The organism is Bradyrhizobium sp. CCGUVB14 (assembly GCF_024199935.1).
In the GTDB taxonomy this organism is placed as follows: Bacteria; Pseudomonadota; Alphaproteobacteria; order Rhizobiales; family Xanthobacteraceae; genus Bradyrhizobium.
This window is the reverse complement of record NZ_JANADS010000001.1, coordinates 1733543-1758341: the sequence shown is the minus strand read 5'-3', so window position 1 is coordinate 1758341 and position 24799 is coordinate 1733543. Positions and strand designations below refer to the sequence as shown.

The following is a 24799-nucleotide window of genomic DNA, read 5'->3' as shown; positions in this document are numbered from 1 at the left end:
GAAGTGGACCCCGGATTTTGGACCGGCGGCTTAGGTGGTGCGGATGCCGTTCCGTTTTGATAAACGGAGCGGACCATGAAGAAGACGAGACGGACAATCGATGCGGCGCTGAAGGCAAAGATCGCCTTGGAGGCGCTGCGAGAACAATCAACGGTGACGGATCTGGCGCAGCGCTACCAGGTGCATGTGAACCAGATTTATGCCTGGAAGAAACAGCTTCAGGATCAAGCGGTTCGGGCGTTCGACGCGGGCGCTGGTCGGGATGGCGAGGCGGCCCACGAACTGGAGGTCGAGAAGCTCCACGCCAAGATCGGACAATTGACGGTCGAGCGGGATTTCTTAGCCAGGAGGTCCGGAAGATGAGCGCGCCGGATCGCCGAGGATTGCTTCAGCGCGATCATGCGGGTCTATCGATCCGCCGGCAATGCCAACTGCTGAGCGTTGCGCGATCGAGCGTGTATCGGCCGCCGCGGCCGGCCAATGACAACGACCTTGAGCTGATGCGGCGGATCGACGAGCTGTTCACGGCCTGGCCGTTCTTGGGCTCGCGGCGGATGACGGCGATGCTCAATAGCGAAGGCTGTCGCATCAATCGCAAGCGCGTGCAGCGGTTGATGCGCAAGATGGGCATCGCGGCGCTGGGACCAAAGCCCAGAACCACAAAGCCGGCGCCGGGACACAAGATCTTCCCGTATCTCCTGCGCCATATGGTGATCGACCGACCGAATCAAGTGTGGGCGGCCGATATCACCTATCTGCCGATCGGCCAGGGCTTTCTGTATCTGGTGGCGATCATCGATTGGGCGAGCCGTGCGGTGCTGGCCTGGCGGCTGTCGAACACGATGGACACATCGTTCTGCGTGTCTGCGCTCGAAGAGGCCTTGGCGCGCTTCGGCCGGCCTGAGATCTTCAATACCGACCAGGGTAGCCAGTTCACCAGCGCCGCCTTCACCGGCACGCTGGCCGCCACCGGCGTCAGGATCTCGATGGACGGTCGTGGGCGCTGGATGGACAACGTGTTCATCGAGCGGCTGTGGCGCTCGCTCAAATACGAGGACATCTATCTCAAGGGTTATTCGGATGGCCACGAGGCCAAGGCCGGAATCGCCCGATGGATCGAATTTTACAATTTCCAGCGCCCTCATCAGGCGCTGGAAAACCGCGCGCCGATGGCGGTCTGGCGGGCCGGTGTCACCGGCGCACAGGCTGTGGATATGACGCTTCTCGCAAGCGAGAAGCTTGGACAACGCTGCGCGTTGCCCACATCCCCACAGCCACAACAGCAGCAGGCAAGAGTAGCGTAAAGTCACTGGGAAGAACGAACGGCAGCAGCTCCACTTAAAAAGCCAGACCCAGTGGTCCTCAGCATAGGGTCCACTTCACCTCGTCAAGGGCGACGAGCCGGCTGTTGGCGATTGCAACGCGATGGGTATAGCGGCCGAGATAGGCCAGCACCTGCGCGGGGCCGCCGAACGGCCGTTTGGCGTAGACGACCCAGCTGATGCGCCGCATGGCGACGAGGTGAGCTGCGAAGGCGGCAGGCTCGGCCAGGGATGCGAGATCGCTGAAGAAGTTCAGGGTGCCAGCGTCGAAGGCGGCGGTCAGACGTTCGAGGAACAGGCGTCTGAACAGCCGGGCGAGCGGTTTGATGGCCAGGAAGAAGTTTGGTCGGCTGGCGATCCAGCGCGCGCCATCGGGCGAGAGGCCGCCGCCCGGCACGACGCAGTGGACGTGGGGATGGTGCGTCAGCGCCTGCCCCCAGGTGTGGAGGACGGCGACGACGCCGATCTCGGCACCGAGCCGGCGTGGATTGGCGGCGAGCGTCGACATCGCCTCGGCGGCGGCTTTGAACAGGATCGCATAAACGATGGCCTTGTTCTGAAAGGCGATCGCGGCGATCGGAGCCGGCAGTGTGAAAACGACGTGGAAATAGGGGACCGGCAGCAGGTCGGCTTGACGCGCGGCGAGCCACGCGGCCCGGGCTGGCCCCTGACACTTCGGACAGTGCCGGTTGCGACAGGAATTATAGGCGATCCGCGTCATGCCGCAGTCGTCGCAAGCCTCCATGTGGCCGCCGAGCGCCTCGGTCCGGCACGCCACGATCGCGCTCATCACGCGCCGCTCGACGCGACCGAGATGACCGGCATGTACACGGCGATAGGTGTCGCCATGCCAGCGCAGGACATTGGCGATCTCGATGGCGGGTCTGGGTGGGCGGACGTCGGGGCGAGCCATAACCCGCATCCCGACGCGCTGTCATCCGGATGGCGTCACTTCCAGCGACAGGCGGACGAGCGGGCTCTGCGTCGCCCGGATCGTATGGGTGGCAACCTGCGTGTAGCGCGCCGTCGTCGACAAATTATTGTGCCCGAGCAAGACCTGAATGATCCGGATATCGGTTCCGTTCTCGAGAAGATGTGTCGCGAAGCTGTGGCGCAGCGTGTGCAGCGTGACGCGCTTGGTCAGGCCCGCAGCCTTCACCGCCGACCGACAGGCGGCGTGCAACACGGTCTGATCGCGATCGGATGATCTTCGTCACGACCAGGGAACAGATAAAGCCGCGGCCGGGCGAGCCGCCAGTAGGTGCGCAGGATGCCGAGCAGCTGCGGCGACAGCATCACGTTGCGATCCTTCGCGCCCTTGCCGTGGCGCACCTGGATGACGCCGCGGGCGCTGTCGATGTCTTCGATCCGCAGTCCCGCGACTTCGCAGGCCCTGAGCCCGGCCGCATAGGCGGTGGTGAGCGCGGCGCGGCTCTTCAGGCTCGATACCGCTTCAAGAAACTGCACCACTTCGTCGGCACTGAGAACGACCGGCGCGGTTCTCGCGCATAGGGAATGCGTTCCGGGATCAGCGCCTCGCCGAGCGTCACGCCGTAGAAAAACCGTAGCGCACAGACGATCTGGTTCAGCGCCGGCCATGAGATGCCGGTCGAGACCAGATGCACCTGGAAGGCGCGGACATCTTCCAGCTCCAACCGATCCGGAGATTTGCCGAAATAGCGGCTGAACTTCGAAACCGCGCTGATGTAGGATCGTTGCGTCGCCGGCGACAGATTGCGGACGGTCATGTCTTCGATCATGCGGCGGCGAAGAGGGCTCAAATCGGCCATCTCGATACTCCTGTCTGAGGGGGGTGGGCTCCAACACCCACATCCTCTCAGCCAGGAGGCGATCTACGCCACCTTGCCCCTCACGCCGCGGCAGCGGCTTCGTTCAATCCTATAAAGAACGGCAAAACCAACAATCTGCCAAAGTAGTGCTAGCCCGCGCAACCATAACCTACGCCGTTTCCCGACGTGCAGCCAACGCCATCAGTTCGATACGCCAGCATCGAGGCTGCGGACTAATGCGCGCCGCCGCGCAATTATAGAGTAAGAGGACTGTCAATTCTCACTACCAGATCTGGGTGTTGGGAGACATGCTACTTGATCATAAGGTTACGGACAGGTCGGATGCACATATGCGTGTTCCCATGAAGCTTAGAGAGGCGCATGCTATTTTCCGCGAAGAACTTGCTGCCTGAGCCCCCGGTAACATCTTTTTGGAATTCTCTTCTCGGTTTCGACGAACAGTTTGACATTGGCGATCTGATCTTTTTGCGCGGCAGCATCCTGAACGTCAAGAACCTGGACCGCGCTCTTGCCCATGTCATCGAGAAGCACGAAGGCATCAGGCTGCGCGTTGCCCGAACCCAATATGGACTACGGCTAGGGATTGGGCCTTGTCCGACTGAGCCCATCGTGGAGGAGATCGACCTCGTCCGGTTGACCGGTCCGGACCAGCGCAGGAGGATCGAGATCGTCTCGGCAAAACGTCAGCACATGTTCAGCTTTGACGGTCACACGCCTATTGTTCACGTCGCGGCGTTCCGTACTTCGGAAAGGGGCGATTATTATCTGCTGGTGCTGATGCATCATTTCGTAGCGGATGGGATGGGCTATCGGCTATTCCTGGAAGCATTAGAGAGCGTATATAACGCTCTTGCTGCAGGCCATGATGTGAATGGCCCTGAGACCGTAAAATGGCTCTCTTCCTGGTTGAAGCGCCTGGAGCATTATGCGGACAGCGAAGCACCAGACGAATTCAAGTACTGGAAGGATATTGATTACGATCAATTCAATCTGCGTGTCAGCGACGCGTCGGCGAGCGGCACGAGTGTTGCCGAAGGAAGCGCAAGAGAGCTTCACGATGCAAGTCTTGGAGGACGTCGAGAGAATGCGGACGGCCATTCGCGGGTAGATCGGGCCAAGTACCATCTTGAGATCGACGCTGAGGCGACAGCAGGTCTCGTTAGTATTCCAGCCAGATCAGCGCATTGCCAGGACTTTGACGCGTTTCTTTCTGCCCTGTCCGGTGCGTGTGGAGCCCTGTTAGGCAATTATTCGCTCTGGCTTTATAGCCTGACCTCGGCACAAGGTCGGGTGTTTGACAATTTTGATCCATCTCAGATCATTGGCCTTATCAGTGAGCTCGTTCCGCTTCCATTGAAGGTCACCGGAAGAGAGTCGCGTTCCGACCGAGCTCGTCTGATAGGCCGGCAGCGCAATATGCTGCCGCGTGGGGGAATAGACTTTCGGGCAATGAAATTCCTAAATCGAGATCCGGCCTTGCGGCGTCGGCTCGATCGCCTGCCACTACCCAGAATTGGAATGAATTATCGCGCTGGTTTCCAGCGCCATTTCGCTCGCCGATTTCTAGACACAGATTCTTGTCCACCTTTGATCGGCCAACACATGCATCGAGCAGCGGCGGTCTACCTCTTCTGGTCCGAGGTGGGATATCTATCGAGGCGTCGACAGATCGACACAACTTATGATCCGATCACGATTGATTATGAGGTGGCGCGTAATCTTTGCACGGTCTTGCAACAGGAGCTGTCGCAGGCGATCGACGAAATCTCAGCGTTCACGCGTGCGAACGATGAATGAGGGCAATACGGCGCTAACGTGGCATGTGGATCTCTCGGACCAAAAGCTCCCGAGGCTTCTTCTGCGGCTTGCCATTCCATCTGTTATCGGGTTGTCGATTAACGCGTTGCAGCAGGCCCTCAATGCTATCTTTGTTGGCTCACTTGGTGCACAGGCGATTGCGGCCGTCAGCATGACTATGCCGATCATTATCCTGCTTGGGGCGATCGGAGAGGGAATCGGCGTAGGTACTGCCTCCTTCATATCGCGGCATTTAGGCGCTGGTGATGAGGCAGAGGCCAGTCGAGGTGCTAGTACGGCACTCGCCCTCGCCGCTCCGGCCGGGTTGATCATGACAGTCGCCTTGCTCGCGATCTTACGATGGGTTTTTATCGCACTCGGGGCAAGTCCGACCATCCTTCCCATCGCGATCGATTACGCCACCATTCTCTTGCCAGGCTCCACTTTGATGCTGTTGACCATTGTCAGCGGTTTTATCGTAAGAGCTGAAGGAAGCACCCGGTTCAGTATGTGGACGATGCTGATCGCTTTCATTTTGAACGCTGCGCTTGATCCTATTTTTATATTCTTACTAGGTCTTGGTGTGCGGGGCGCAGCCCTGGCAACGATGCTGTCTCAGATAGCCGCTATAAGCTTCTACACCGGTTATTTCATCAAGCGAACCGGAACTGTGCTCGTCAGCATATCTCAGGTCTCGTTACGAGTAGATCTCATCCGGCAGCTCGCGCTCATTGGGGCGCCAGCGACAACGACAAGTATCTTAGCTGCTCTTGCCGGCATGTTCTTGTACGGAGCTACTGCGCGGTTCGGCGACGATTTCATCGCAGCGGTGGGAATAGCTGTAAGAATCTTGACGATCGGCGCGCTGCCTATCACTGGCTTCTGTATCGGCTCTCAAGCAGTCTTGGGGTTCGGTTGGGGCGCGCGCGACTTTGCCCGTGTAGTGAAGGTCGCGAAGTTGATGGTCTCCATCACCGTTTCGTTGTCCGTTGTGTATTCCGCAGCCGTTGTCGCTTTCGCCCGGCCGTTGGTCAAGTTGTTCAGCGACAGTGATAATGTCACAGAAATTGCGGTCTTGAGCTGCATCGTCTTTCACCTCTTTTTTGGATTTTACGGTATTCAGAGTTTCGTGACGACAATGCTTCAGTCGCTGGGAAGAGCGCGCCTCAGCGCGGTGGTGTCTTTCGCCAGGCAGGGGTATCTCTTCATACCAGCTGTACTCCTATTTCCTGGCATATCGGGCTTCAGCGGAGTATTGGCTAGCCAAGCCGTCGCTGAGCTGGGAGCTGGAATGATTGCGCTGTTTGTCATGCTCCGCCAGTTCGCTGAGCTCAGACAAGGAGCCCGGGATCCTTGAGCGCCCTGGGAGCGCGGCTGATCGTCGCGCTTGAGAGGCAGATTGCCCTTGGCCAGTCGCCGTTGCTTGGCGCAGCTGATCATGCCAAATTGTGCGAGATTGCGCCGGAGCGCGAGCCGGGCTGGAGATGCGGAATAGTCCGTCCTTGAGGATTAGTTAGCATTACAGTTGTTTTTTCGGAGCGCTTCTGAATCTATGGGCAACCATGATTCGGAGATCGTGGACGCGGGCAGCGTCGATAGAGGAAACGCTTGCGTTGTGGGCGGCGTCGCTTCGGGAGATCAAGAAGCGGATTCGTCCGTTGTTCACGCAAGAGCGTGTTGCGACGAATGCCGGCCTGTTCCTGGAAGGCTTGCTTGGAGATGAACAACGCAAGACCGGTTGGATGCGCGCGGAAGCGGCTGGCGATCCCGGCCCATGGCGCCAGCAGGCGATCCTGGGTCGCGGGGATTGGGACGCCGATGCCCTGCGCGATATCGTGCGCGACTATGTCATCGAGCATTTGGCGGATGACGATGCGGTGCTGGTGATTGACGAGACCGGCTTTCTCAAACAAGGCAAGGCGTCATGCGGAGTGGCGCGGCAATACACTGGTTCGGCAGGGAAGATCACGAACTCTGATGTTCGTTGTCCAGGGTTATCGGCATGAGGGGGCGATCTCCGTTTGTGCCGGAGTTGTCAATTGGATGATTGTTACGCAGCGCAGGAGGCAGAGCCGCTGAGACGACGGTTTGTAGACTCTGATACGCGGGTTGGATACCGCATTTCCGTTTGTTCGTCCGGGGCTGTCTCGATCTGCCAGCGGGCATCGACAATGTCGGCCACACAATTCGTGCGAGAGCTCCCCAACCGGGGCCCTGCCTCCAGCGATGCGCAACAATGATGTCGCTCCTGAGAGTTCTCCTGTGTTGAGGTGGAAGGAAGCGTAGCAAATTCAGCAAGCGATCAGGTTGCGCCGTGCGGCTCCACCTCTTGGCCGATTGCCCAAAGGAAGGCGGCCATTTCCCGGGCGATGGCCACGGTGACGACTGCCTGGCGTTTGCCGCGTGCCATCAGCTTGCGATAGCGAGCGCAGAGTCTGACTTGGGCTTTCCAGGCGATGTCGCACACCGTTTTCGTCAGGCCGGCCTGCCGCTCCTGCAGTAGGCGGCTCATCCGGGCGGGGAAGCGGTAGGTCCAGGCGCCCTCAATGAGCACGCGGCGCGCCCGGCCATTACCAGCTTTGGTGATGCTGCCGCGCCGGATGCGTTCTCCCGTGGAGTTTTCGCAGGGCACCAGGCCAAGATACGCCATCAGTTGGCGCGGGCTGTCGAAGCGGCGCACGTCGCCGATTTCGGTGACGAAGGTGACCGCGGTCAGGAAGGCGACGCCGCGTAGCGCTTGGTAGGCGGCGATCACTGGAGCCATGGACCATGTACTCACCGCCTCGGCAACCTGGTCGTCCAGACGCTTGAGACGGATCTCGGCGGCCTCGATCGCTTGGCGATACTCAGCCAGCACGAGATACTGCGCCGGATGCTCGAAGCGTTGCTCGCACAGCCATCGTGTATGCGCCTTGGTCCACGCTTGACGGCCGGTGAAGACCCGGCCGTGACGGAGCAGGAAGGACTGCAAGTGTTGACGGGCCCGCCGCAGATCTTCCATCGCGGCTTCCCGGGCACGTACCAGTTCTCGCACCGCCTCGTGCTCCGGATCCGGTACCCAGACCGCGGTCAGCTCTCCTGCACGATGCAGCTTGGCCAGGGTCAGCGCGTCACGGCGGTTGGTCTTGACCCGTTCTCCAGGCCGCTTCGGGATCAGTGATGGTGCAACTACGATGCAGTCGTGACCAAGCCGTGTGATCTGACGATGGAGACCGTAGCCGGTCGGGCCGGCTTCGTAGCAAAAGGCAAGGTCCCGGTGCCTTTTGGCGAGCTTCGTTATCAATCGCTCCACCGCATCAGGCGCACTGTCGATCTCGCCGATGAAGCGCACGTCGCCATCGCGCCCCGCTTCGGCTACGGCTACCGAGATCTTCAGCTTCGACGTATCCAGTCCCACGTAGATTTTGCTATCCTGCCGCACAGCTCGTCCTCCTATGTGAGAGGCTCGGCGCCGGCTCACCCGGCGCAACCCTCGCTCATCGCATACTGCGGACGAGCCACCTCTCGGACAACGAACATACGGTCTGCCAGATCGGCGTCTTCGCTGCCTACGTTTCGCGTCATGGCCATGCGTTCATCGATCGCGCGTTGTATCTTCCGAAGGAATGGACCGACGATCCAGATCGTCTGGAAGCCACCTATGTGCCTGCTGATGTCGGCTTTGCGACCAAACCAAAGCTTGCGACGAGAATGATCGCACGCGCGATAGCCGCGTCTGTACCATTCAAGTGGGTTGCCGGTGATACCGTCTACGGTGTTGGCGACATCGAACAGCAACTACGTCGGGCAGGCAAAGGCTATGTGCTTGGGGTCAGTAGCGCTCATGTACCCGCAGCGACCAGCCTGAACCCATCGGGTGGCTCGATATCGGTCCAGGCGCTCGCGATCGTGCAAAGTCGACCGTTCTGGCCCTCATAGACCACCCGGTCTTCGCCCCAATGACGGCGCCGACAGATCAGTTCGAACGTGCGACCGCAAAGCGGATGGAAGGGATGCGTGATCCGCACCTTTTGCTGGGTCGTACCCGCATGACCTGCAATCGACAACTTTTGCCAAGGCGAAAGTCGAGCAAGCGGTTCTCATGGTCGAACGCTGGCTGCTCGGGCGCCTGCGCCACCGCGTCTTCCACAGCCTCGCCGAGATCAACGCCGCGCTCGCCGAACTGCTGACCCGCCTCAACGAGGAGCGGCCGATCCGGCGGCTCGGCGTGACCCGCCGCAAGCTATTGGAGGAGATCGACCGGCCGGCGCTCAAGACCTTGCCGGAGAGCCCTTACGTGTTCGCCGAATGGCGGATCTGCCGGGTCAGCATCGACTATCACGTCGAGGTCGAGGCGCATTACTACAGCGTCCCGCATCGCTTCGTCCGCGCCGAAGTCGAGGCGCGCTTCACCGCCCGCACCGTCGAGATTTTCCACAAGGGTGAGCGGATCGCCGCCCATCAGCGCATGAGCGGCAACCACAAGCACACCACGGTCCCGGAGCACATGGCCTCCAGCCATCGGCGCTACGCCGGCTGGACCATCGAGCGCATCCGCAAGGATGCCGCCGCGATCGGGCTGGCCACCGCCGCGCTGTGCGACCTGATCCTGGATGAACGCACACATCCCGAGCAGGGCTTCCGCGCCTGTCTCGGCATCATCCGGCTCGCCCGATCCTACGGGAACGAGCGGCTCGATGCCGCCGCCACGCGGGCGATCGATATCGGCGCGCGCACCTACGGCTCGGTCAAATCGATCCTCGCCAACAACCTCGATCGGCGTCCTTCACCCAAGCGCTCCGCGGACGACGCGCCGATCCTTCATCCCAACATCCGCGGGCCGCGCTACTACAATTAGGAGATCACGTCTTGCTCACGCATCCGACCCTCGATCAACTCCACGCGCTCGGCCTTCACGGCATGGCCAAGGCCTTCGCCGACATCGAAGCCGGCGGCGAGGCCGCCAGCCTCGGCCACGCCGAATGGCTTGCGCTTCTGCTCGAACGCGAAGCCTCGCTGCGACGCGACAAACGGCTGTCGAAGCGGCTGCAATACGCCAAGCTGCGCCAGCAGGCCTGCATCGAGGACATCGACTACCGCGCTCCGCGCGGCCTCGACCGCAGCCTGCTGACGATGCTGGTCGAAGGCCAATGGATCGACGACCACGCCAACCTGCTGATCTGCGGACCGTCCGGCGTCGGCAAGAGTTGGCTTGCGTCAGCGCTCGGCAACAAGGCCTGCCGCGACAATCGCTCGGTGCTCTATCAGCGCGTGCCGCGACTGTTCACCGAACTCGCTCTGGCGCGCGGCGACGGACGCCACCCCCGTCTGCTGCGCGCGCTCGGTCGCGTCGATCTGCTCATCCTCGACTTATGTGCAGTGCGCAGTGATGTGGAGTTGAGGGTCGATAATCGGCACTGGTCCGGCCTTTGACAGCCCCCACCTCCACATAATTTACCCCGTAGGTCATAGCCTCTTCAGCCAATCAACGATGTTGATCGTCGGCGAAGAGACGTGCCCGCCACGAGGCGACACGAGGATGTCAGGGAACACCTGCATAAGCGCCTGGCGTTTTAGATCGATGTCCGCCCTGGCATAGGTCATGGTCGTGTTTAGCGACGAATGCCCGAGCCATTGGCTAATGGTCGCGAAATCGACGCCCGCCTTCAGAAGAAAGATGGCGGTCGTATGCCGCAAGGAATGGGGATGGATCCGCTTCTCCTGCAGCGTGCGGGTTGCGCTGGCTCCGGCTGTGATGTGCTTCTTAAGCAGGTAACGAACGCCAAAACGGGTCAACTTGTGGCCCTGGCGGTTTACGAACAGCGGAGAGTCGCAGCCTCCCGAGTGAGCAGCACTGTTCGAGAGGTCTTGCAGAAGCCGTGCAGTTTGCGGCCAAATTGGACACAATCGAGTTTTGCCGCCCTTGCCGTGCAGCCGGACTTGATGAGGAGGATCGGTGCGTATGTCGCACAGCCTCAGATCAAGTATCTCCTGAACGCGAGCACCCGTGTTGAGCATCAGTGCGAACAACGCATAGTCCCGCTTACCCGACGGCGTGGAGCGATCGATCGATTTGAGCAGCGCGTCGACTTCCAGCGGCTCAAGGTATTCGATCGGCTGGCTACGCGCGCCGCGTTTGAACGGCACGCCGAGCACGCGCTGCAGCTCGGCCAAATGGTCAGGCTGCTCGGTAGCAAGAAAGCGGGCAAACGTATGCAGCGCCGCCAGCCGAGCATTGCGGGTGGCGACGCCATTGTGACGCTCTGCCTCAAGAAAGGCCAGGAAGTCTCGGACCTGCTGGGCGGTGAAATCGGCAAGGTCGAGATCCTCGATTGCCTTCGTTGTTTGCGACGAAGCAAAACGCAAGAACAGAATGATCGCATCCCGGTAATTGCGCATCGTGTGTTGGCTGGTACCGCGGAGGGTCGGCAGATACTGCCGAAAGAACCGCTCGATGCTCTTGCCGAGTTGGTTGGGCCTTTGGGATCTCATGCGGCATCTCCGGTAATGAGGTGACCGAAATGCGCCTCGAGCCGATGGCTAGCGGCAGCGGCGAGTTGCGGAATCCAGCGCAGGTAATAGGCAGTCGAAACAATTGAGACGTGCCCCATGTACATCGCGAGCTTCGGCAGATTGGATTGAACATCAGCCCCTTGCTGGTACCATCGCAATAGCGATCCGACCGCGAAGCTGTGACGAAAGTCATGCACGCGCGGGAGTCGCCCGTCGGGACCGCGAACATTGGCTGCTTGGAACAGCGTTTGGACTCCGTCCCGCAGACCGGTACCTGTGTAGCCGCGCAGGCGCCCCTTGGTGTTGCAAAGCAAGGGTGAATCCGCCGAACGGCTCAGGGGTGGTCGAAGCCGCTCCCTAAGATACAACCTTAGCTCCCGAGAGGCATCCGGCGACAACGGGATGGCCCGCGGCTTGTGGAACTTCGACGCACGAATGTGCAAAATGCCCTGGCGGGGATCGATGTCGGCCAGTGTGAGGCGCACCAGTTCGCCCCGACGGAGGCCTGCCGTGTAGAGTAGGACCACGGCGAGCCGCATCACGGCAGGCCGAAGCGGTGAAGTTGAAGTCGGCGTCAAACGATCGGCCTTGGCCAACATCCTGGCGACCTCGGCTGCCCCAAAAATGACCGGCGGGGCATGCGGCCTCCGATGTGGGAGGCGGTTGATATCCGGAACGAAGCAAGTGGGCTCGCTCCGTTGACGATAGAGGCAAAAGTTGCGCACGATGCACTGGCGGTTGCGCCGTGTGTTGGCCGAGAGATGACCTTGTGACGCGCACCATGCCTCGAAGCTTACTTGGTCGAGGTCGGCACAGCTGTTCTTCTCAAGAAACCGACGCAGAGCGTCGATTGTGCTCCCTTCATGGACATAGGCGCGGCCGAGTGAACGTTGCCTCTGCAAATATTGGTCGGCCAACTGGTGGAACACGCTGCTCTGTAATGTCGGACTCATCTGGCGTTCTCCTCGATGCCGGTGGTCGCCGTCGGCAGCGGAAGCGCGACCTCTCGCAGGGCTCCGGTCTGCAGCCGGAGATAGACACAGGTGCTCTCCAGAGTACGATGACCCAGTAGATCGCCGATCACCTTCACGCCGACCCCGCGATCAAGCAGACGCATCGCAAATGAATGGCGCAGACAATAGGAGGACGTACCTTGGAGCGGCAGCCCGCTCTCACGCGCGCGCTTGTGATAGAGATCGCCGATGGCGTAGTGCGTGAGGGGACCTACCGGGGTGCTTGCGCGGAGAAATAGTTCGGGGTGCGCCCCGCCGGGCCGCCCGCAGCGAAGATAATGTCTGAGAACCCGCATCGTTTGTTCGGCCAGGGGAAGGATCAGGTCTGATCTCGTTTTGCGCTGCTTGACGTGGAGCGTCCTGTTCTCCCAGTCGATGGAGACAAGCTTCAGTGTGATGATCTCCGAGGGGCGCAGGCCGTAATGCGCCATCAAATGGAGGATCGCATAGTCTCGCCAGCCAAGCCGGCTCGATCGGTTGATGGAGCGCAGCAGCTTCTGGACAAGCGGCCATGCCAGGGCTCGAGGCGGTAGCTCATCCCGATAGACACGCGGCGCGTCAATTACGTCGAGCCGCTCTCGTACTTCGCCCTGGTCGAAGCAAAATCGAAGAAAAGCGCGAAGGCGAGCGACAACGTGCTGTAGGGTCTGTCGTTTAACCAGCCGCGCTTGGGTCATTACGAACCGCTCGACTGCAACTGCTGATAACGCATGCAGCGGGGCGTCAGCTGGCAAAGTGCACGCGAGCAAACTCTTCGTCGTTGCGATGTGCTGTTCTATGGTCGCGCTGGTAAGGCCACGCACCTCCGATAGGTGCCGCCTGTAGCGATCAAGAAGCGCTGAGAGCGGGTCTGGTGCTGGTTCCCTGAAGAGCAGCCTCCTCGCGGTGAGAAACCGTTCAGCGGTGCGTCGGGTGCCTTGTAACGACGCGGAGGCAAATGCTTGCGACAAGACACTTCCTGAAACGCCGGCATCCCAATCAAGCCGCGCTGAACTCATCTGGTCGAGGACTTCCTTCAGTCCTCGTATGTGGCGGCGGGCTGTAGGTCGGGCGTACCCGGCCGAGATGAGCCAAGTAGCGAAATCTTCCAACAAAGCGCCGTTGGGCGATCCCGTGTAACACGCGTGAACCTTCCGGAATAAGTGTTCGAGCATGGTTGCCCCCTTTTGGGTGGTTGGGAGAACCCACGCTACCGCTGTCAGTTATGTTGAGTTGAAGCGGTTGAAGAGGCTGTGAACAACGGGGAAATCAACATCACCTTCACATCACTGCGCGCTGCACATAAGTCAAGTCACGTTGAGCTCAACGTGACTTGACGACTGGGGCCTCGAGCCGCTCGATGCCGCGGCCCGCCACGACCTCCTGGAGATCCTGGAGGACCGCTACGGCCGCCGCTCCACCATCGTCACCAGCCAGCTCCCCGTCGATCAGTGGCACGCGCTGATCGGCATGACCACCGCGCTGCTCGACCGATTGACCCATCACTGCGACATTGTCGAGACCGGCAACGATAGCTGGCGGTTCAAGAGCCGAGACGACGATCACACCACTCGCGCTCGTCTCGCCTCCGCTATCCCGGCCAGCTCCGACGAGACGAGCGCTACCAGCAAAGCCCGCCGCACGAAGGGGTCAAAATTGGACGCCGATGGGGTCAAATTTGCAAGCCGATTGACAGCGAATCGACGTATTCTTGGCTACACCGGGCTTCCTGCTGGCGTTGTTTCGCGTTAGTGGATCGGGCATCCCCGTGAGGGCCTAAGAAAGAATCCAATCGTTCCGGCTTGGTTCTGTAACTGGATCAAGATGTGGGTGCCGTATCGGGTCGACCGCGCTTCATATTCCCAGCATCTACTCGAGCAAACGTGTTTTTGGTTCGTCGGTACGAAAGACTGCGCGCGGCCTGGGAAGATCGCCGATTTTCTGCGCAATCGGCCCTTCGATTTGAGGGTTTGTACCGCTCTTCCGATTACAAAGAGCTACTCACCAAAGAGGTTGCAAATGAATGTCGGTGTTCCCAAGGAAATCAAGGCGCACGAGTATCGAGTGGGTCTGACCCCCGGAGCCGTCCGCGAGTACGTGTCGGCTGGCCACAAGGTGCTCGTCGAGACGAATGCCGGGGCCGGTATCGGATCAACGGATGAGGACTACCGCAAGGCCGGCGCAACAATTCTGGACTCCGCTCGCGAAGTGTTCGCATCGAGCGAGATGATCGTCAAGGTAAAGGAGCCGCAGGCCTCCGAATGGATTCAGCTACGAGAGAACCAGATCCTTTTCACGTATCTGCATCTGGCGCCCGACCCCGAACAGGCAAAGGGTCTCTTGATGTCTGGTTGCACCGCCGTAGCCTATGAAACGGTGACTGACGCGCATGGTGGCTTGCCGCTACTTGCACCGATGAGCGAGGTCGCCGGCAGGCTTGCAATCGAGGCGGCCGGCACAGCCCTGAAGCGATATACAGGCGGGCGGGGTCTGTTAATCGGCGGCGTTCCCGGTGTCCAAGCTGCCCGTATCGTGGTGATCGGAGGGGGCGTTGTCGGTACACATGCCGCGCGGATGGGCGCAGGACTCGGCGCCGAGGTCACCATCATTGACCGCTCAATCACCCGGCTCCGCGAGCTCGACGAATTGTTTGAAGGTCGTGTTCGTACCAAGTTCTCGACGATTGACAGTGTCGAAGAGGAGGTGTTCGCGGCAGATGTTGTCATTGGTGCGGTGCTAGTTCCCGGAGCGAGCGCGCCGAAGCTGGTCAGTCGTAAGATGTTGAGTTCAATGCGCAAGGGCTCAGTAATCGTTGACGTCGCCATCGATCAAGGTGGTTGCTTTGAGACGTCGCATCCTACCACGCACTCTGATCCGACTTACGAGGTGGATGGAGTCATTCACTATTGTGTGGCTAACATGCCTGGAGCCGTCCCGCTAACTTCAAGCCACGCGCTCAACAACGCTACGCTTCCCTTCGGCTTGTCTCTGGTCAACAGGGGTTTCGCGGCCGTGCTTGAAAATCCGCATCTGCGCGCAGGTCTCAATGTTTATCGAGGTCGGCTCACCAACAAGGCCGTCGCCGAGAGCCTCGGCCTGCCATTCTCACCGATCGAACAGGCAGCGGCCTGATCCCAGAGGTCCCCAGGGGACGTTTCCTCCCTGACTTGTTGGGCCACTCCTGTGGGGTGGCCCCTTTTTGTGGGGCGCATGCGGCGGTTGAAGTCTTTTACTTATTGACCTTTGCCCCGTGGGCTTAATCCAGTTTGAAGTTTGTTCTGGCCCCACACGAGGACCAGAGCATGAAGCGCAGCCGCTTTTCGGAAGAGCAGATCATCGGGATCTTGAAGGAGCATGAGGCCGGCGTGTCAGTCGCCGATCTGTGCCGCAAGCATGGCGTCAGCGACGCCAGCATCTACAAATGGAAGGCTAAGTTCGGCGGGATGGAGGTCTCGGAGGCCAAGCGGCTGAAGACGCTGGAGGATGAGAACACGCGGCTGCAACGGTTGTTGGCCGACGCCATGCTGGACAACCCCGCGCTGAAGGACCTGTTGGGAAACAATGTATGGTCCGCCCCGTCCCTGCAAGGGTCGTAACAGCAAATATGACGCTTCCAGGTGCATAAATGTATCCGGCTTCTCGCGAGTGGACTGCTGTTGCAGCCAGGCCATGATGAGATCCGCGCACGCCGTTCCCAATAAACGAAGCCCGCTTTTTTGCACAGGGCTTACGGCGTGTTGATCCACTGTTTCGTCATCACTGTTACCGAGCCTTGCAATCGAAGCCAGAAGCGTCAGGTGAAAGCAGGATCTCTGCGTTCGTAGAGTGCTCCGGGCTTATTCAAAACCACCCAGACCATGCGGGCCATTTTGGTGGCTAGAGCGACAACGGCCTTGTTCGGATGCATCCGAGCCTGGAGCCCGTCGAGCCAGCTTCCCAAGCGATCGCGTGTCCGGTCCAGATGCCGGAAGCAGGATCGCGCGCCATGCACTAAAAGCTTTCTCACATAGCGATTGCCGCGTTTGCTGATGCCGAGCAACGTCTGTTTTCCGCCGGTCGAGTGTTGTCTGGGCACTAATCAGCCATGCAGCAAGGTCGCGGGCCTTGCGAAACTGCCGCCCATCACCGATCGCGGCAAGTACAGCGGTCGCACCCAATGCGCCGATACCAGGGATTGTCATCAGCCGGCGTGTGACGTCCTCTCGGTCGGCGACGGCTTCGATCTCCTTTGTCACTTCGCGGATCCGTTCTTCGAGGCGCCGGAGGTCGGCGAAGAGATCGCCGACCAGGCGACGCATCACCGGTGACAGCTCGTTTTCTTCGTCATTCAAAGCGCGCGGCAATTCGAGTTTGAATATTCCAGCACCTGACGCAAAGGTACCCCGTACTCGAGGCAGAAAGCCCGCATCTGATTGATCAGGCGTGTCCTCGAGCCGACCATCTGGTCACGGATTCGATGCAGCGCTTGAAGGTCGACCTGGTCCGCTTCCTTCACGGCGACGAAACGCATTGCCGGTCGTGTCGCGGCCTCGGCGATCGCCTCAGCATCGATGATATCGTTCTTGTTTGATTTCACATAGGGCTTCACGAACTGCGCGGGGATCAGGCGCACCTTGTGACCAAGTGCCTGTATCTTCCGGGCGAGTCACTGCGAACCGGCGCAGGACTCCATGCCAACTATGCTTGGCTGTGCGCGAGCAAAGAACTGAATCGCTGGTACTCTGGGTCGGCCGCCGAGCTCTGGCCCTGGCTAGAGGCTAGGGACTGATTAACCATAGAGGTTGAGGTTTGCGGGATGTCGATTCCCCGCGAGCCTTATCCCTCTGATGTTTCCGATGACGAGTGGGCGCTTGCTGCGCCGTATCTGACACTTTTGCCCGAGGACGCCTCGCAGCGGACGCACGGGCTTCGCGAGGTGTTCAACGGCCTGCGCTATATCGTGAAGACCGGCGCGCCCTGGCGCTGGATGCCGAACGATTTGCCGCCGTGGGAGATCGTTTATCAACAGGCGCAGCGGTGGTTGCGCGCGGGTTGCTTTGAAGCCCTGGCCGAGGATCTGCGCGTTATCCTGCGCCTTGCGGCTGGACGACCCGCCCAGCCGACCGCCGCCATCCTCTGCGCTCGACGCCCGAGAGTGGCGCCCGCGGCGCCTACGACGGAGCCAAGCGCAAGAAGGGTTCGAAGCTGCATCTGGCCGTCGACACGCTTGGCCATCTTCTGGCGCTGCATGTCACGCCCGCCAACACTGACGACCGCGCCGAGATTGGCCGGATCGCCAAGACGATTCAGGCAGAGACTGGTCAGAGCGTCGAAGTCGCCTTCGTTGACCAGGGCTACACAGGCGACAAACCTGCGACAGCGGCTGCAGAACACGGCATTGCCCTCGAGGTCATAAAGCTGTCGGAGGCCAAACGAGGCTTCGTGCTGCTCCCAAGGAGATGGGTCGTCGAGCGATCCTTCGCGTGGGCCACACGCTTCCGAAGACTGGTCAAAGACTACGAGCGATGCGCTCAGACCCTCGCTGACCTTCACCTTATCGCCTTCGCATGCATCATGCTCAAAAACGTCGCTAAACTCGCTGCTGGTCCCTAACAGCCTCTAGGCTAGCACTTGAGCCGCAAAATCGATTGAAGTCCGAACACGCTCTGCGTAGAGCTGGCCAACTTCGAGTTTGTTACGGGTTAAGACTAAGTTCGAATGTCTAGAGGTGACGAACCGGGGGATCCAATAAATTGCTGAGTTTAAATCCTGAGTTCGACGCAAATACCGTGCGGAACGAGCCCCAGAACTGGTAGCACCGCCCAGTTCAGCGGTAGCTTAGCGCCAGGCAAACCCGCCAGCCCCATCACACGTGAATATCAGCTGGGCCAGACTGTCCATTGAAAATACATCGGGGCTCGCCTCAAGGATTCCTGACAACAGCGCAGAGTTCCGGCTCTGGAGCATGAGCGAATACCAACGACAACTGGAACTGAACTGACGCGCGCAACTGCTTCATGGTAAGCGTCGGGCGCACAAACAATCTTGCGCGGAGACTGCGTTGGGAAATCCGAAAGATGCTGTATATTTACCGTCCAGTTGGGCTCCCGCTCGCCGGCACGGACCCATCGATTCCGCATCTGGTCAGGTTCGGCAATTCAGCAAGCCCACAAAACCGTTAGCTCGCGTGTCACCATGCATCGCATCTTTCAAAAGTACATCGATCTTCTCTCGAGCGCTGAATATGCTGATGCTTTTGCAGAGGCGATGGCGGTCACTGCGAGCGAGCTTGATCTGTCTTGCTTTGCATACCTTGCGATGCCGCGGCGGGCTGGCGAAAAGCCATTGGTCATATCAACGTATCCGAACAACTGGGTTGCACATTATGTGCGCAGTCACTACGAACGTCTGGATCCGATTATCACGCGCTCGTTGAACGATACTGAACCGTTTCAATGGGGTTTAGACGTACCTTCGAGACCAATCGCTCCGGCGCAACGAAAATTTTTCGACGAAGCTAGCGAATTCGGAATTCGGTTAGGTTTCACGGTCCCAATTCACGATGAGGACGGCTCGGTTGCTGCTCTGACCTTTGCCGCCGACCAAAGGCGTCCGCAATTCGAAAAGTGCATCGATCTGAATGCTCCTGTCCTTCAGCTGATGGCGAGATGCTTCCATTCTCATGTGCGCCGCAAGCTCGTGCATGAACTGACGATGGACGGAATCCGGTTGTCTCCTCGCGAAATCGAATGTTTGGACTGGGCCGCCAAGGGCAAAAGCGCCTGGGAAACTGGACGGATCCTCGGCATATCCCACAACACGGCGGCTCATTACTTGAGGAGTGCGAGAGACAAGCTGGGAGTTCGTAAAGTCGTTCAGGCCGCCGTGCGTTTGACCGCTGCCAAACGAGATGGGCAAGATTAAGACTCTGATCCCGCAGAGTTATAGGGGATGATGTTGGCGTGCGCCTCCTCCAAAATCTCGTCTCCTTTGGGAGGGGACCATGATTCAGCTTATCACGGAGACATCGTACAACGCGTTTTCCGGCACCTTAGCATCCATGTATAAGTTGCGCTATCGTGTTTTTAAGCAACGGTTGGAGTGGAGCGTTCAGACTTGCGGCGACATCGAAATGGATGATTTCGATGCGCTGCATCCGGCCTACCTGGTTCAAACGTCTCTCGAGGGTCACGTGGAAGGCTCGGTTCGTCTGTTGCCGACCATGGGACCGACGATGGTCCGCGATACGTTTCCAATAGTCCTTGGGGGATTTCCTGCTCCGGCAGACCCGCTGGTCTGGGAGAGCAGCCGGTTCGCAGTTGATGCTTCTCCCCATGCTCCGAAGGGCGAACACGGGCTGGCCAAGTCGACTTACGAGCTCTTCGCGGGGATGATCGAATTCGGACTGTCGAGACGACTTAAGAACATCGTCACGGTGACCGACGTTCGAATGGAGAGAATACTGAAACGCGCGGGCTGGCCACTTTGCCGCATCGCCGCTCCCTGCAATATCGGCAACACCCTCGCTGTGGCAGGACACCTAGAAATCTCGACAGAAGCTCTTCAGAAGGTATGTGCTGCGGGCGGTCTCGACGGGCTGGTTCTCTGGACACCAGTCTTGTTGAACGCTGCCTAATTACCCGACCTCCCCGGCCGGATTGAGCTCGCCTGATCGTCCTTGCATCTCTCACGTCCAACTTGATCGAGAGCAGATTCATCGTGGCTGCGCGCGTGTCAGATTTGCGCTCCCAGATATCGTGAACTGCGCGTGGCATCCAGGAAAGACGAAACAATTCGGGTCCATATGATCGGCAGCAAGCCAGAATCGCAAACAAAACGATGTTCGCCCACCTAGAGCATTTTCCGCTTGATGTGGATCAGGCCCCGTATCCTGCATGTCGAAAGTAGTTGTCGCACTGGTCGGGCGCAAATGTCTTCATGAGCTTGCCGATCAGTTTCATGAGCGCCTTGACGGTGCGTGCCGCGCCCTTGCGCAGCGCGGTCTTCAGCTTCGAGAATGCCATTTCGATCGGGTTGAGATCGGGCGAGTAGGCCGGCAAATAGCGCACCTTGGCGCCGACCGCTTCGATCGCCTGGCGAACGCCGTCGATCTTGTGGGTACGCAGATTGTCCATGAAGACGATGTCTCTTTTGCGCAGCGTCGGCGCGAGGATCTGCTCGACATAAGCGAGGAATGACGGCCCGTCCATCGCCCCGTCGAAGACATACGGCGCCGTCAAGCCATCGATGCGCAGCGCGGCAACGAGTGTCAGCGTCTTCCAGTGGCCGTGCGGCACGCTCGCAACGAGACGCTCGCCACGCGGTGAGCGGCCGTAATGCCGTACCATCTTCGTCGTGACCGCCGTCTCGTCGATGAACACGAGGCGCGGCGCTTCAAGCTTGGATTGCTCGGCCTTCAGCTCGGCGCGCGCGGCAGCGACATCGGAGCGATCCTGTTCAGCGGCGTGCAGAGTTTTTTTTGAACGTGATGTCGTGGCGTTCGTAGAAGCGCCAGACCGATGTCGTCCCGACTTTCAGCCGCTTCTCGGACTTGAGCCGCGCGCGAATCTCTTCGAGTGTCAAGTCCGGCTCCGCGGCGATGAGATTGAGCAGCCACTGGCGATGCGCCTCGAGCGGAGAGCGGCTCTGGCCCGTGCCGGGCAATGCCGCCACACTGCCCGTCCTCGTCCAGCGCTCGATCCAGCGGATCGCGGTCGAGGCGCTGAGACCGAGCACGCGCGCGGCTTCCCGTCTGCTCTCGCCGTCTTCGACAAGTGCCACCGCACGCACTCTCAGGTCTTTCGAATATCCCTTCGCCATCGCTCGCCCCGTCGTTAAAGCCAGAGCAATCGAATCTGATTTGCGCGACCGAGGGAATCCCCTGTACCCTTCCGATTCACATAAAGTGGAAACCGTTCTAGCTACACACGCTCGCCAAGAAACAGGAGGAATCAAGCGCGAGTAAAGCCTTTCGTTCTCCTGGTCACAGCGCGCCGGCCGGTGGTTCCTCTTCAATGTCTCAGGAACGCCATTTGGTCGACGTTTGAAATCCACGGTGCTGCAATGGTGCGACACACAAGCTTCGTCGATCTGGTGGCCGGAATTCGCCGCCTCAATCTGGATCTCGGCCAACTTCAGCTAGCCATTGCGGCAGCCGAATGTGGGAGCTTTCGCCGAGCTGCAGACAGTCTTTCCATCACGCAATCGACGCTCAGCCGCTCTATACAGCTACTGGAGCATTCAATCGGAATCGTTATCTTCGAGCGATCACGCGCCGGAGTTACAGCCACACCAGCTGGAATTGATTTTCTTCGGATAGCACGGTCAATCCTTGAGCAGATGGATACGGTCGTCGCGAGGGCGAAGCCCGAAGACCGTGAGGAATACGGCCGATTGGTCATCGGATTCTCCACGTCGCTTACCGCAGGTCACCTACGTGCGACGCTGCTGGAATATTGTTCGCGATTTCCGCAGGCAACGCTTCGAATCCTCGAACGATCTCGAAGCCGATTAGCAACCGCGCTCCGCAATGGCATGGTTGACCTCTATGTTGCCGCCGGAGATTCGTTCGATATCACCAGCAGAAGCACTCCCCTCTGGAGCGAACGGATCCTTGCTGCTCTTCCTCAGGATCATTCTCTGGCTCCGCAGGATGCTCTCTCATGGACCGATTTGAATAACCAAATCATCTTGATGAGCCAATACGATTCCGGGCGCGACCTCGAAGCGCTGCTAAATGGAAGACTCATCACCTCGATGGAGGGACCGCGGATCGAGCACCGCGATGTCAGCCGCGGAGAAATCCAGAATCTTGTGAGTATGGGCCTCGGTATCACCCTCGTGCTGGAATCCGACGTGGGCGCCAATTCTTCTGGCTTGGTCTATCGGGAATTGCGCTATGGCGCGGAACCAAGCCGCGTTGGCTTTTCCGCGGTGTGGCGCGATGACAACGAAAATCCAGCTCTGGCCAATTTCCTCAAATTGCTGGCCGAACGCTATCCTTCGTCATCCTTGGCGTGACGTCGCTTTCGCGCTTTGGCAAAGGCCCGGTCCGTTGCCATGAAGCGCGCCACCATCGGCGCGATCAGTTTGTTCGGGTCGCTGATCTTTTGACCGGCTTCCCGGGAGAGGATTTCCGCGTACGACATCAGATCGCGATGCACGGTCGCAGGCAGGTCGATGGCGATCCGGACAGGCTTGTCATCTTGAACCGCTCCAATCTTCAGTTTGGTCATTTCATCCTCTATAGGGTTCGAGCACGAGATCGCGGTTGACAATGACCCTCACCGGAAATCCCGGCCGAATGGTCAGAGTCGGCTGAATGTTCAGGTTGCGCCGAACCACCTGTTGTCCGGCCTGATTGGCGGCGTCCCCCGCTCCACGGCGAAGCGCCTGAATGATGTCACTATTGGAGCTATTGCCGTCTGCCCCCGAGTTGACCTCCGTCCCCACGGCGAGCAACGTCGATAGCGCGGCGGCTCCCAATAGCTCCTTCCAGTGATTGTCGACCTCATCCTCGAGGCCGGCGTAACCAGCTACGTCCGCGCCAGGTTGGCGTTCGAGCACGATGGAACGTCCATTGGGCATGATCAGACGCGTCCAGACGAGGAGTACGCGCGACTGTCCGAACGCGATCTGGCTATCGTAGATCCCGATCAGGCGCGCGCCTTGAGGGATCAGCCGAGCCCTGCCGGTCGGAGTGTCATAGACGTTTTCAGTCACCTGTGCCGTGATCTGGCCGGGCAGATCAGACCTGATTCCGGTAATGAGAGCGGCCGGAATGACTGTTCCTGCCTGGACCACGAAGGGCGATGCTGGCTTGACCAGACGATCGGGGCTTGTGGTGCGCCGATCCACAGCCCCGTTGACGAATGCAAGCTTGCGATCCTGCCCATTTTGCGCAAATGCGTCATCAGAAGACGTTGTCGCGTTCGCAGGCGCCTCACCGGATGGTGTTGTTACCGCCGATGGGCGAACGTTGGTTGAGGCGAATACCTTGCTGGTGCGGGCCGCCTCGGTTTCCTGATTGACGCGCTGCTGTTCGGCGTCGGCTACGAGCGAGCCTGATTGCGTCCGGGCTTGGGCTGCTAGGATCGGCCGCCCCAGATCGCCGGGCAACGGTGGTCCGAGCCGTGGCACGTCGTGAGGTATTCCGGCATAATCCTTCGGAAGATTCGAAAGTTGATCCGCAATGGTATGGTGGTCAGTGGAATAGAGCTCCTCAGTCGTTGGGGTGTGCTTTTCAGGCCTTTGCAGCGCCCATAACGCTGCAACGCCGACGAGGGCCAGAGCCACACCGGTGCCAGCAAGCAGCGCCTTTCGGGAGAGGCGCATCACGCGCGGCCGTTCGGGTCGCAGCCGCAAGGACTGGGCAAGGTCCGCGGGTGCATCTGCTTGGGCCACCTCGGGACCCGCGGGATCTCCGCTTGTATTGCTCACAATGGCCTCCCGCCGCTTCTTACGATACGCACTTTCTGCTGCCCCTCACCGCCGAGCCGCAATTCGGCGGCCGCAAACAGCCGATCGACGATGAGGATATTGCCGTAGACGCGGTAGTTGACGATCTCGGTCTTGCCATCAGGTCCAATGACAAAGAGCGGCGGCATCTCGCCCTGAGTGATGCCAGCCGAGAATTCGATGTAGACCTTGCGTCCGTCGTCGTAAGCATTGACAGGGCGCCAGGGCGGGCTGTCTCCTGAAATCGCATAGCGATAGCGGCGCTCGGCCGGATCCGGAATATACGGTATGGCAGCCACCGTTTGAGCGGAAGCGGTTCGAGGTTTGGGATAAAACCAGGCAACCGAAGGCATGTAAGGCTTTTCTCGGGAGCGGAGCTCGATCAGATAGGTGCGGCGGTCGGTGTTGACGACGAGGTTGGTCGCAATCGACGGGCGCGTTGGCTTGACCATGATATGGACGCGGCGTGTATCACTGCTGCCACTTTCGGTATCACCCACCACCCAGCGCACCGTGTCGCCCGCAGCCACGGGTCCCGAGCCGATCAGTTGTTCCCCCGGCTCGAGCGCAATGTCTGTGATCTGTCCCGGCGCCGCATAGATCTGATAAAGCGCGCCGGGACTATAAGGGAACACCTGTACCGCATTGAAATACCCCGCCTTGCGCGGTTCGACCCGCGCAGCGTCGTTGGCATTCTCGATCCGCTCGACAGGCTCCTTGGACTCAAGCTTCTTGCCGCCCCGCGCCGGCGTCCAGGCTGGCGGCACGTGAAGCGGCTTTGGACGGTCATCGCCCAACGCCGGCAGATCGGGAGAAGGCGGGATCTCGTCATCATAGCTGATCTGCGGCGGCTTGAATGTGGTGCAGCCACCAAGCATACATAGACTGATCAGGAGTGCGGACACGGCGCTTTGTCGGCATTTCCGGGGGCTCGGCATGAAAGCTTGAG

16 protein-coding genes and 10 pseudogenes are annotated in these 24799 nt (G+C 59.7%); 14 read left to right on the top strand and 12 right to left on the bottom strand.

Annotation, left to right across the window (positions count from 1 at the left end; translation table 11 throughout):
- Window positions 1-75: 75 nt before the first annotated feature.
- A protein-coding gene (locus tag NLM32_RS08185; RefSeq protein ID WP_375143537.1) for an IS3 family transposase occupies window positions 76-1304 on the top strand; the annotation gives its coding sequence in 2 pieces (ribosomal slippage) (window positions 76-358 and window positions 358-1304; 1230 coding nt in all).
- Window positions 1305-1374: 70 nt separating this feature from the next.
- On the opposite strand, the pseudogene NLM32_RS08180 reads toward NLM32_RS08185, so the two are convergent.
- A pseudogene (locus tag NLM32_RS08180) lies at window positions 1375-2235 on the bottom strand (IS91 family transposase); the annotation flags it as partial.
- A gap of 21 nt (window positions 2236-2256) precedes the next feature.
- Window positions 2257-3112, bottom strand: a pseudogene (locus NLM32_RS45990) (tyrosine-type recombinase/integrase).
- Between the two features lie 381 nt (window positions 3113-3493).
- Here NLM32_RS45990 and NLM32_RS08165 point away from each other — a divergent pair.
- The 3 genes and pseudogenes from NLM32_RS08165 to NLM32_RS08155 all read left to right on the top strand — a co-directional run.
- Complete coding sequence (locus tag NLM32_RS08165) at window positions 3494-4930, top strand: condensation domain-containing protein (protein ID WP_254128642.1); 1437 nt, start codon at window positions 3494-3496, stop codon at window positions 4928-4930.
- Window positions 4923-6287, top strand: a complete 1365-nt coding sequence (locus NLM32_RS08160) for an MATE family efflux transporter (protein ID WP_254128641.1) — start codon at window positions 4923-4925, stop codon at window positions 6285-6287. Before NLM32_RS08165 ends, NLM32_RS08160 begins: the two co-directional genes overlap by 8 nt.
- Window positions 6288-6492: 205 nt before the next feature.
- Window positions 6493-6912: pseudogene (locus NLM32_RS08155) on the top strand (transposase); the annotation flags it as partial.
- A 320-nt stretch (window positions 6913-7232) separates the two neighbouring features.
- Here the strand turns inward: NLM32_RS08155 and NLM32_RS08150 are convergent.
- Entirely contained in the window at window positions 7233-8351 is a 1119-nt protein-coding gene (locus tag NLM32_RS08150) for an IS110 family transposase (protein ID WP_254128640.1), read from the bottom strand.
- 98 nt (window positions 8352-8449) lie between these two features.
- On the opposite strand from NLM32_RS08150, the pseudogene NLM32_RS08145 reads away from it, so the two are divergent.
- Window positions 8450-8755, top strand: a pseudogene (locus NLM32_RS08145) (transposase); the annotation flags it as partial.
- On the opposite strand, the gene NLM32_RS46260 reads toward NLM32_RS08145, so the two are convergent.
- The gene (locus NLM32_RS46260) at window positions 8752-8937 is read right to left on the bottom strand and encodes a DUF5372 family protein (RefSeq protein WP_375143536.1); all 186 of its coding nucleotides are present in this window, start codon (window positions 8935-8937) and stop codon (window positions 8752-8754) included. The pseudogene NLM32_RS08145 and the gene NLM32_RS46260 sit on opposite strands and share 4 nt — an antisense overlap.
- Before the next feature lie 47 nt (window positions 8938-8984).
- On the opposite strand from NLM32_RS46260, the pseudogene NLM32_RS08140 reads away from it, so the two are divergent.
- Together NLM32_RS08140 and NLM32_RS08135 are read left to right on the top strand one after the other, a co-directional pair.
- Window positions 8985-9767, top strand: a pseudogene (locus tag NLM32_RS08140) (IS21 family transposase); the annotation flags it as partial.
- 11 nt (window positions 9768-9778) lie between these two features.
- A pseudogene (locus NLM32_RS08135) lies at window positions 9779-10279 on the top strand (ATP-binding protein); the annotation flags it as partial.
- Between the two features lie 96 nt (window positions 10280-10375).
- Here the strand turns inward: NLM32_RS08135 and NLM32_RS08130 are convergent.
- From NLM32_RS08130 to NLM32_RS08120, 3 genes are read right to left on the bottom strand one after another with little or no spacing between them, the layout of a single operon-like run.
- Complete coding sequence (locus NLM32_RS08130) at window positions 10376-11401, bottom strand: tyrosine-type recombinase/integrase (protein WP_254128639.1); 1026 nt, start codon at window positions 11399-11401, stop codon at window positions 10376-10378.
- Window positions 11398-12375, bottom strand: coding sequence for a tyrosine-type recombinase/integrase (locus NLM32_RS08125; protein ID WP_254128638.1), 978 nt, complete (start codon window positions 12373-12375; stop codon window positions 11398-11400). Before NLM32_RS08125 ends, NLM32_RS08130 begins: the two co-directional genes overlap by 4 nt.
- Window positions 12372-13589, bottom strand: a complete 1218-nt coding sequence (locus NLM32_RS08120; protein WP_254128637.1) for a tyrosine-type recombinase/integrase — start codon at window positions 13587-13589, stop codon at window positions 12372-12374. Before NLM32_RS08120 ends, NLM32_RS08125 begins: the two co-directional genes overlap by 4 nt.
- Before the next feature lie 157 nt (window positions 13590-13746).
- On the opposite strand from NLM32_RS08120, the pseudogene NLM32_RS46255 reads away from it, so the two are divergent.
- From NLM32_RS46255 to NLM32_RS08105, 3 genes and pseudogenes are all read left to right on the top strand, one after another.
- Window positions 13747-14107, top strand: a pseudogene (locus tag NLM32_RS46255) (ATP-binding protein); the annotation flags it as partial.
- Window positions 14108-14433: 326 nt separating this feature from the next.
- A complete protein-coding gene (gene ald / locus NLM32_RS08110) occupies window positions 14434-15546 on the top strand; it encodes an alanine dehydrogenase (protein ID WP_254128636.1) in 1113 nt (370 codons plus the stop codon).
- A gap of 170 nt (window positions 15547-15716) precedes the next feature.
- Window positions 15717-15980 (top strand): annotated as a pseudogene (locus NLM32_RS08105) (transposase); the annotation flags it as partial.
- 227 nt (window positions 15981-16207) lie between these two features.
- Here the strand turns inward: NLM32_RS08105 and NLM32_RS08100 are convergent.
- Window positions 16208-17125: pseudogene (locus tag NLM32_RS08100) on the bottom strand (IS110 family transposase); the annotation flags it as partial.
- An 84-nt stretch (window positions 17126-17209) separates the two neighbouring features.
- On the opposite strand from NLM32_RS08100, the pseudogene NLM32_RS08095 reads away from it, so the two are divergent.
- The 3 genes and pseudogenes from NLM32_RS08095 to NLM32_RS08085 all read left to right on the top strand — a co-directional run bounded on the left by NLM32_RS08095 (window position 17210) and on the right by NLM32_RS08085 (window position 20029).
- Window positions 17210-18006, top strand: a pseudogene (locus NLM32_RS08095) (IS5 family transposase).
- Window positions 18007-18588: 582 nt separating this feature from the next.
- The gene (locus NLM32_RS08090) at window positions 18589-19317 is read left to right on the top strand and encodes a LuxR family transcriptional regulator (RefSeq protein WP_254128635.1); all 729 of its coding nucleotides are present in this window, start codon (window positions 18589-18591) and stop codon (window positions 19315-19317) included.
- A 79-nt stretch (window positions 19318-19396) separates the two neighbouring features.
- Window positions 19397-20029: an acyl-homoserine-lactone synthase gene (locus NLM32_RS08085; RefSeq protein WP_254128634.1), complete on the top strand. Its 633-nt coding sequence runs from the start codon at window positions 19397-19399 to the stop codon at window positions 20027-20029.
- Between the two features lie 241 nt (window positions 20030-20270).
- Here the strand turns inward: NLM32_RS08085 and NLM32_RS08080 are convergent.
- Window positions 20271-21213, bottom strand: a protein-coding gene (locus NLM32_RS08080; RefSeq protein ID WP_254128247.1) for an IS630 family transposase whose coding sequence is annotated in 2 segments (ribosomal slippage) — window positions 20271-20873 and window positions 20875-21213 — 942 coding nt in all. Because the reading frame shifts where the segments join, the coding sequence is not laid out codon by codon here.
- A 243-nt stretch (window positions 21214-21456) separates the two neighbouring features.
- On the opposite strand from NLM32_RS08080, the gene NLM32_RS08075 reads away from it, so the two are divergent.
- The gene (locus NLM32_RS08075) at window positions 21457-22413 is read left to right on the top strand and encodes a LysR family transcriptional regulator (protein WP_254128633.1); all 957 of its coding nucleotides are present in this window, start codon (window positions 21457-21459) and stop codon (window positions 22411-22413) included.
- Here NLM32_RS08075 and NLM32_RS08070 read toward each other — a convergent pair.
- The 3 genes from NLM32_RS08070 to trbG are packed head-to-tail and all read right to left on the bottom strand — an operon-like array spanning window position 22389 to window position 24788.
- A complete protein-coding gene (locus tag NLM32_RS08070; RefSeq protein WP_254128632.1) occupies window positions 22389-22628 on the bottom strand; it encodes a DUF2274 domain-containing protein in 240 nt (79 codons plus the stop codon). The two genes, NLM32_RS08075 and NLM32_RS08070, sit on opposite strands and share 25 nt — an antisense overlap.
- 1 nt (window position 22629) lies before the next feature.
- A complete protein-coding gene (locus NLM32_RS08065) occupies window positions 22630-23832 on the bottom strand; it encodes a TrbI/VirB10 family protein (RefSeq protein WP_254128631.1) in 1203 nt (400 codons plus the stop codon).
- Window positions 23829-24788, bottom strand: coding sequence for a P-type conjugative transfer protein TrbG (gene trbG / locus NLM32_RS08060; protein WP_375143633.1), 960 nt, complete (start codon window positions 24786-24788; stop codon window positions 23829-23831). Before trbG ends, NLM32_RS08065 begins: the two co-directional genes overlap by 4 nt.
- Window positions 24789-24799: the final 11 nt, after the last annotated feature.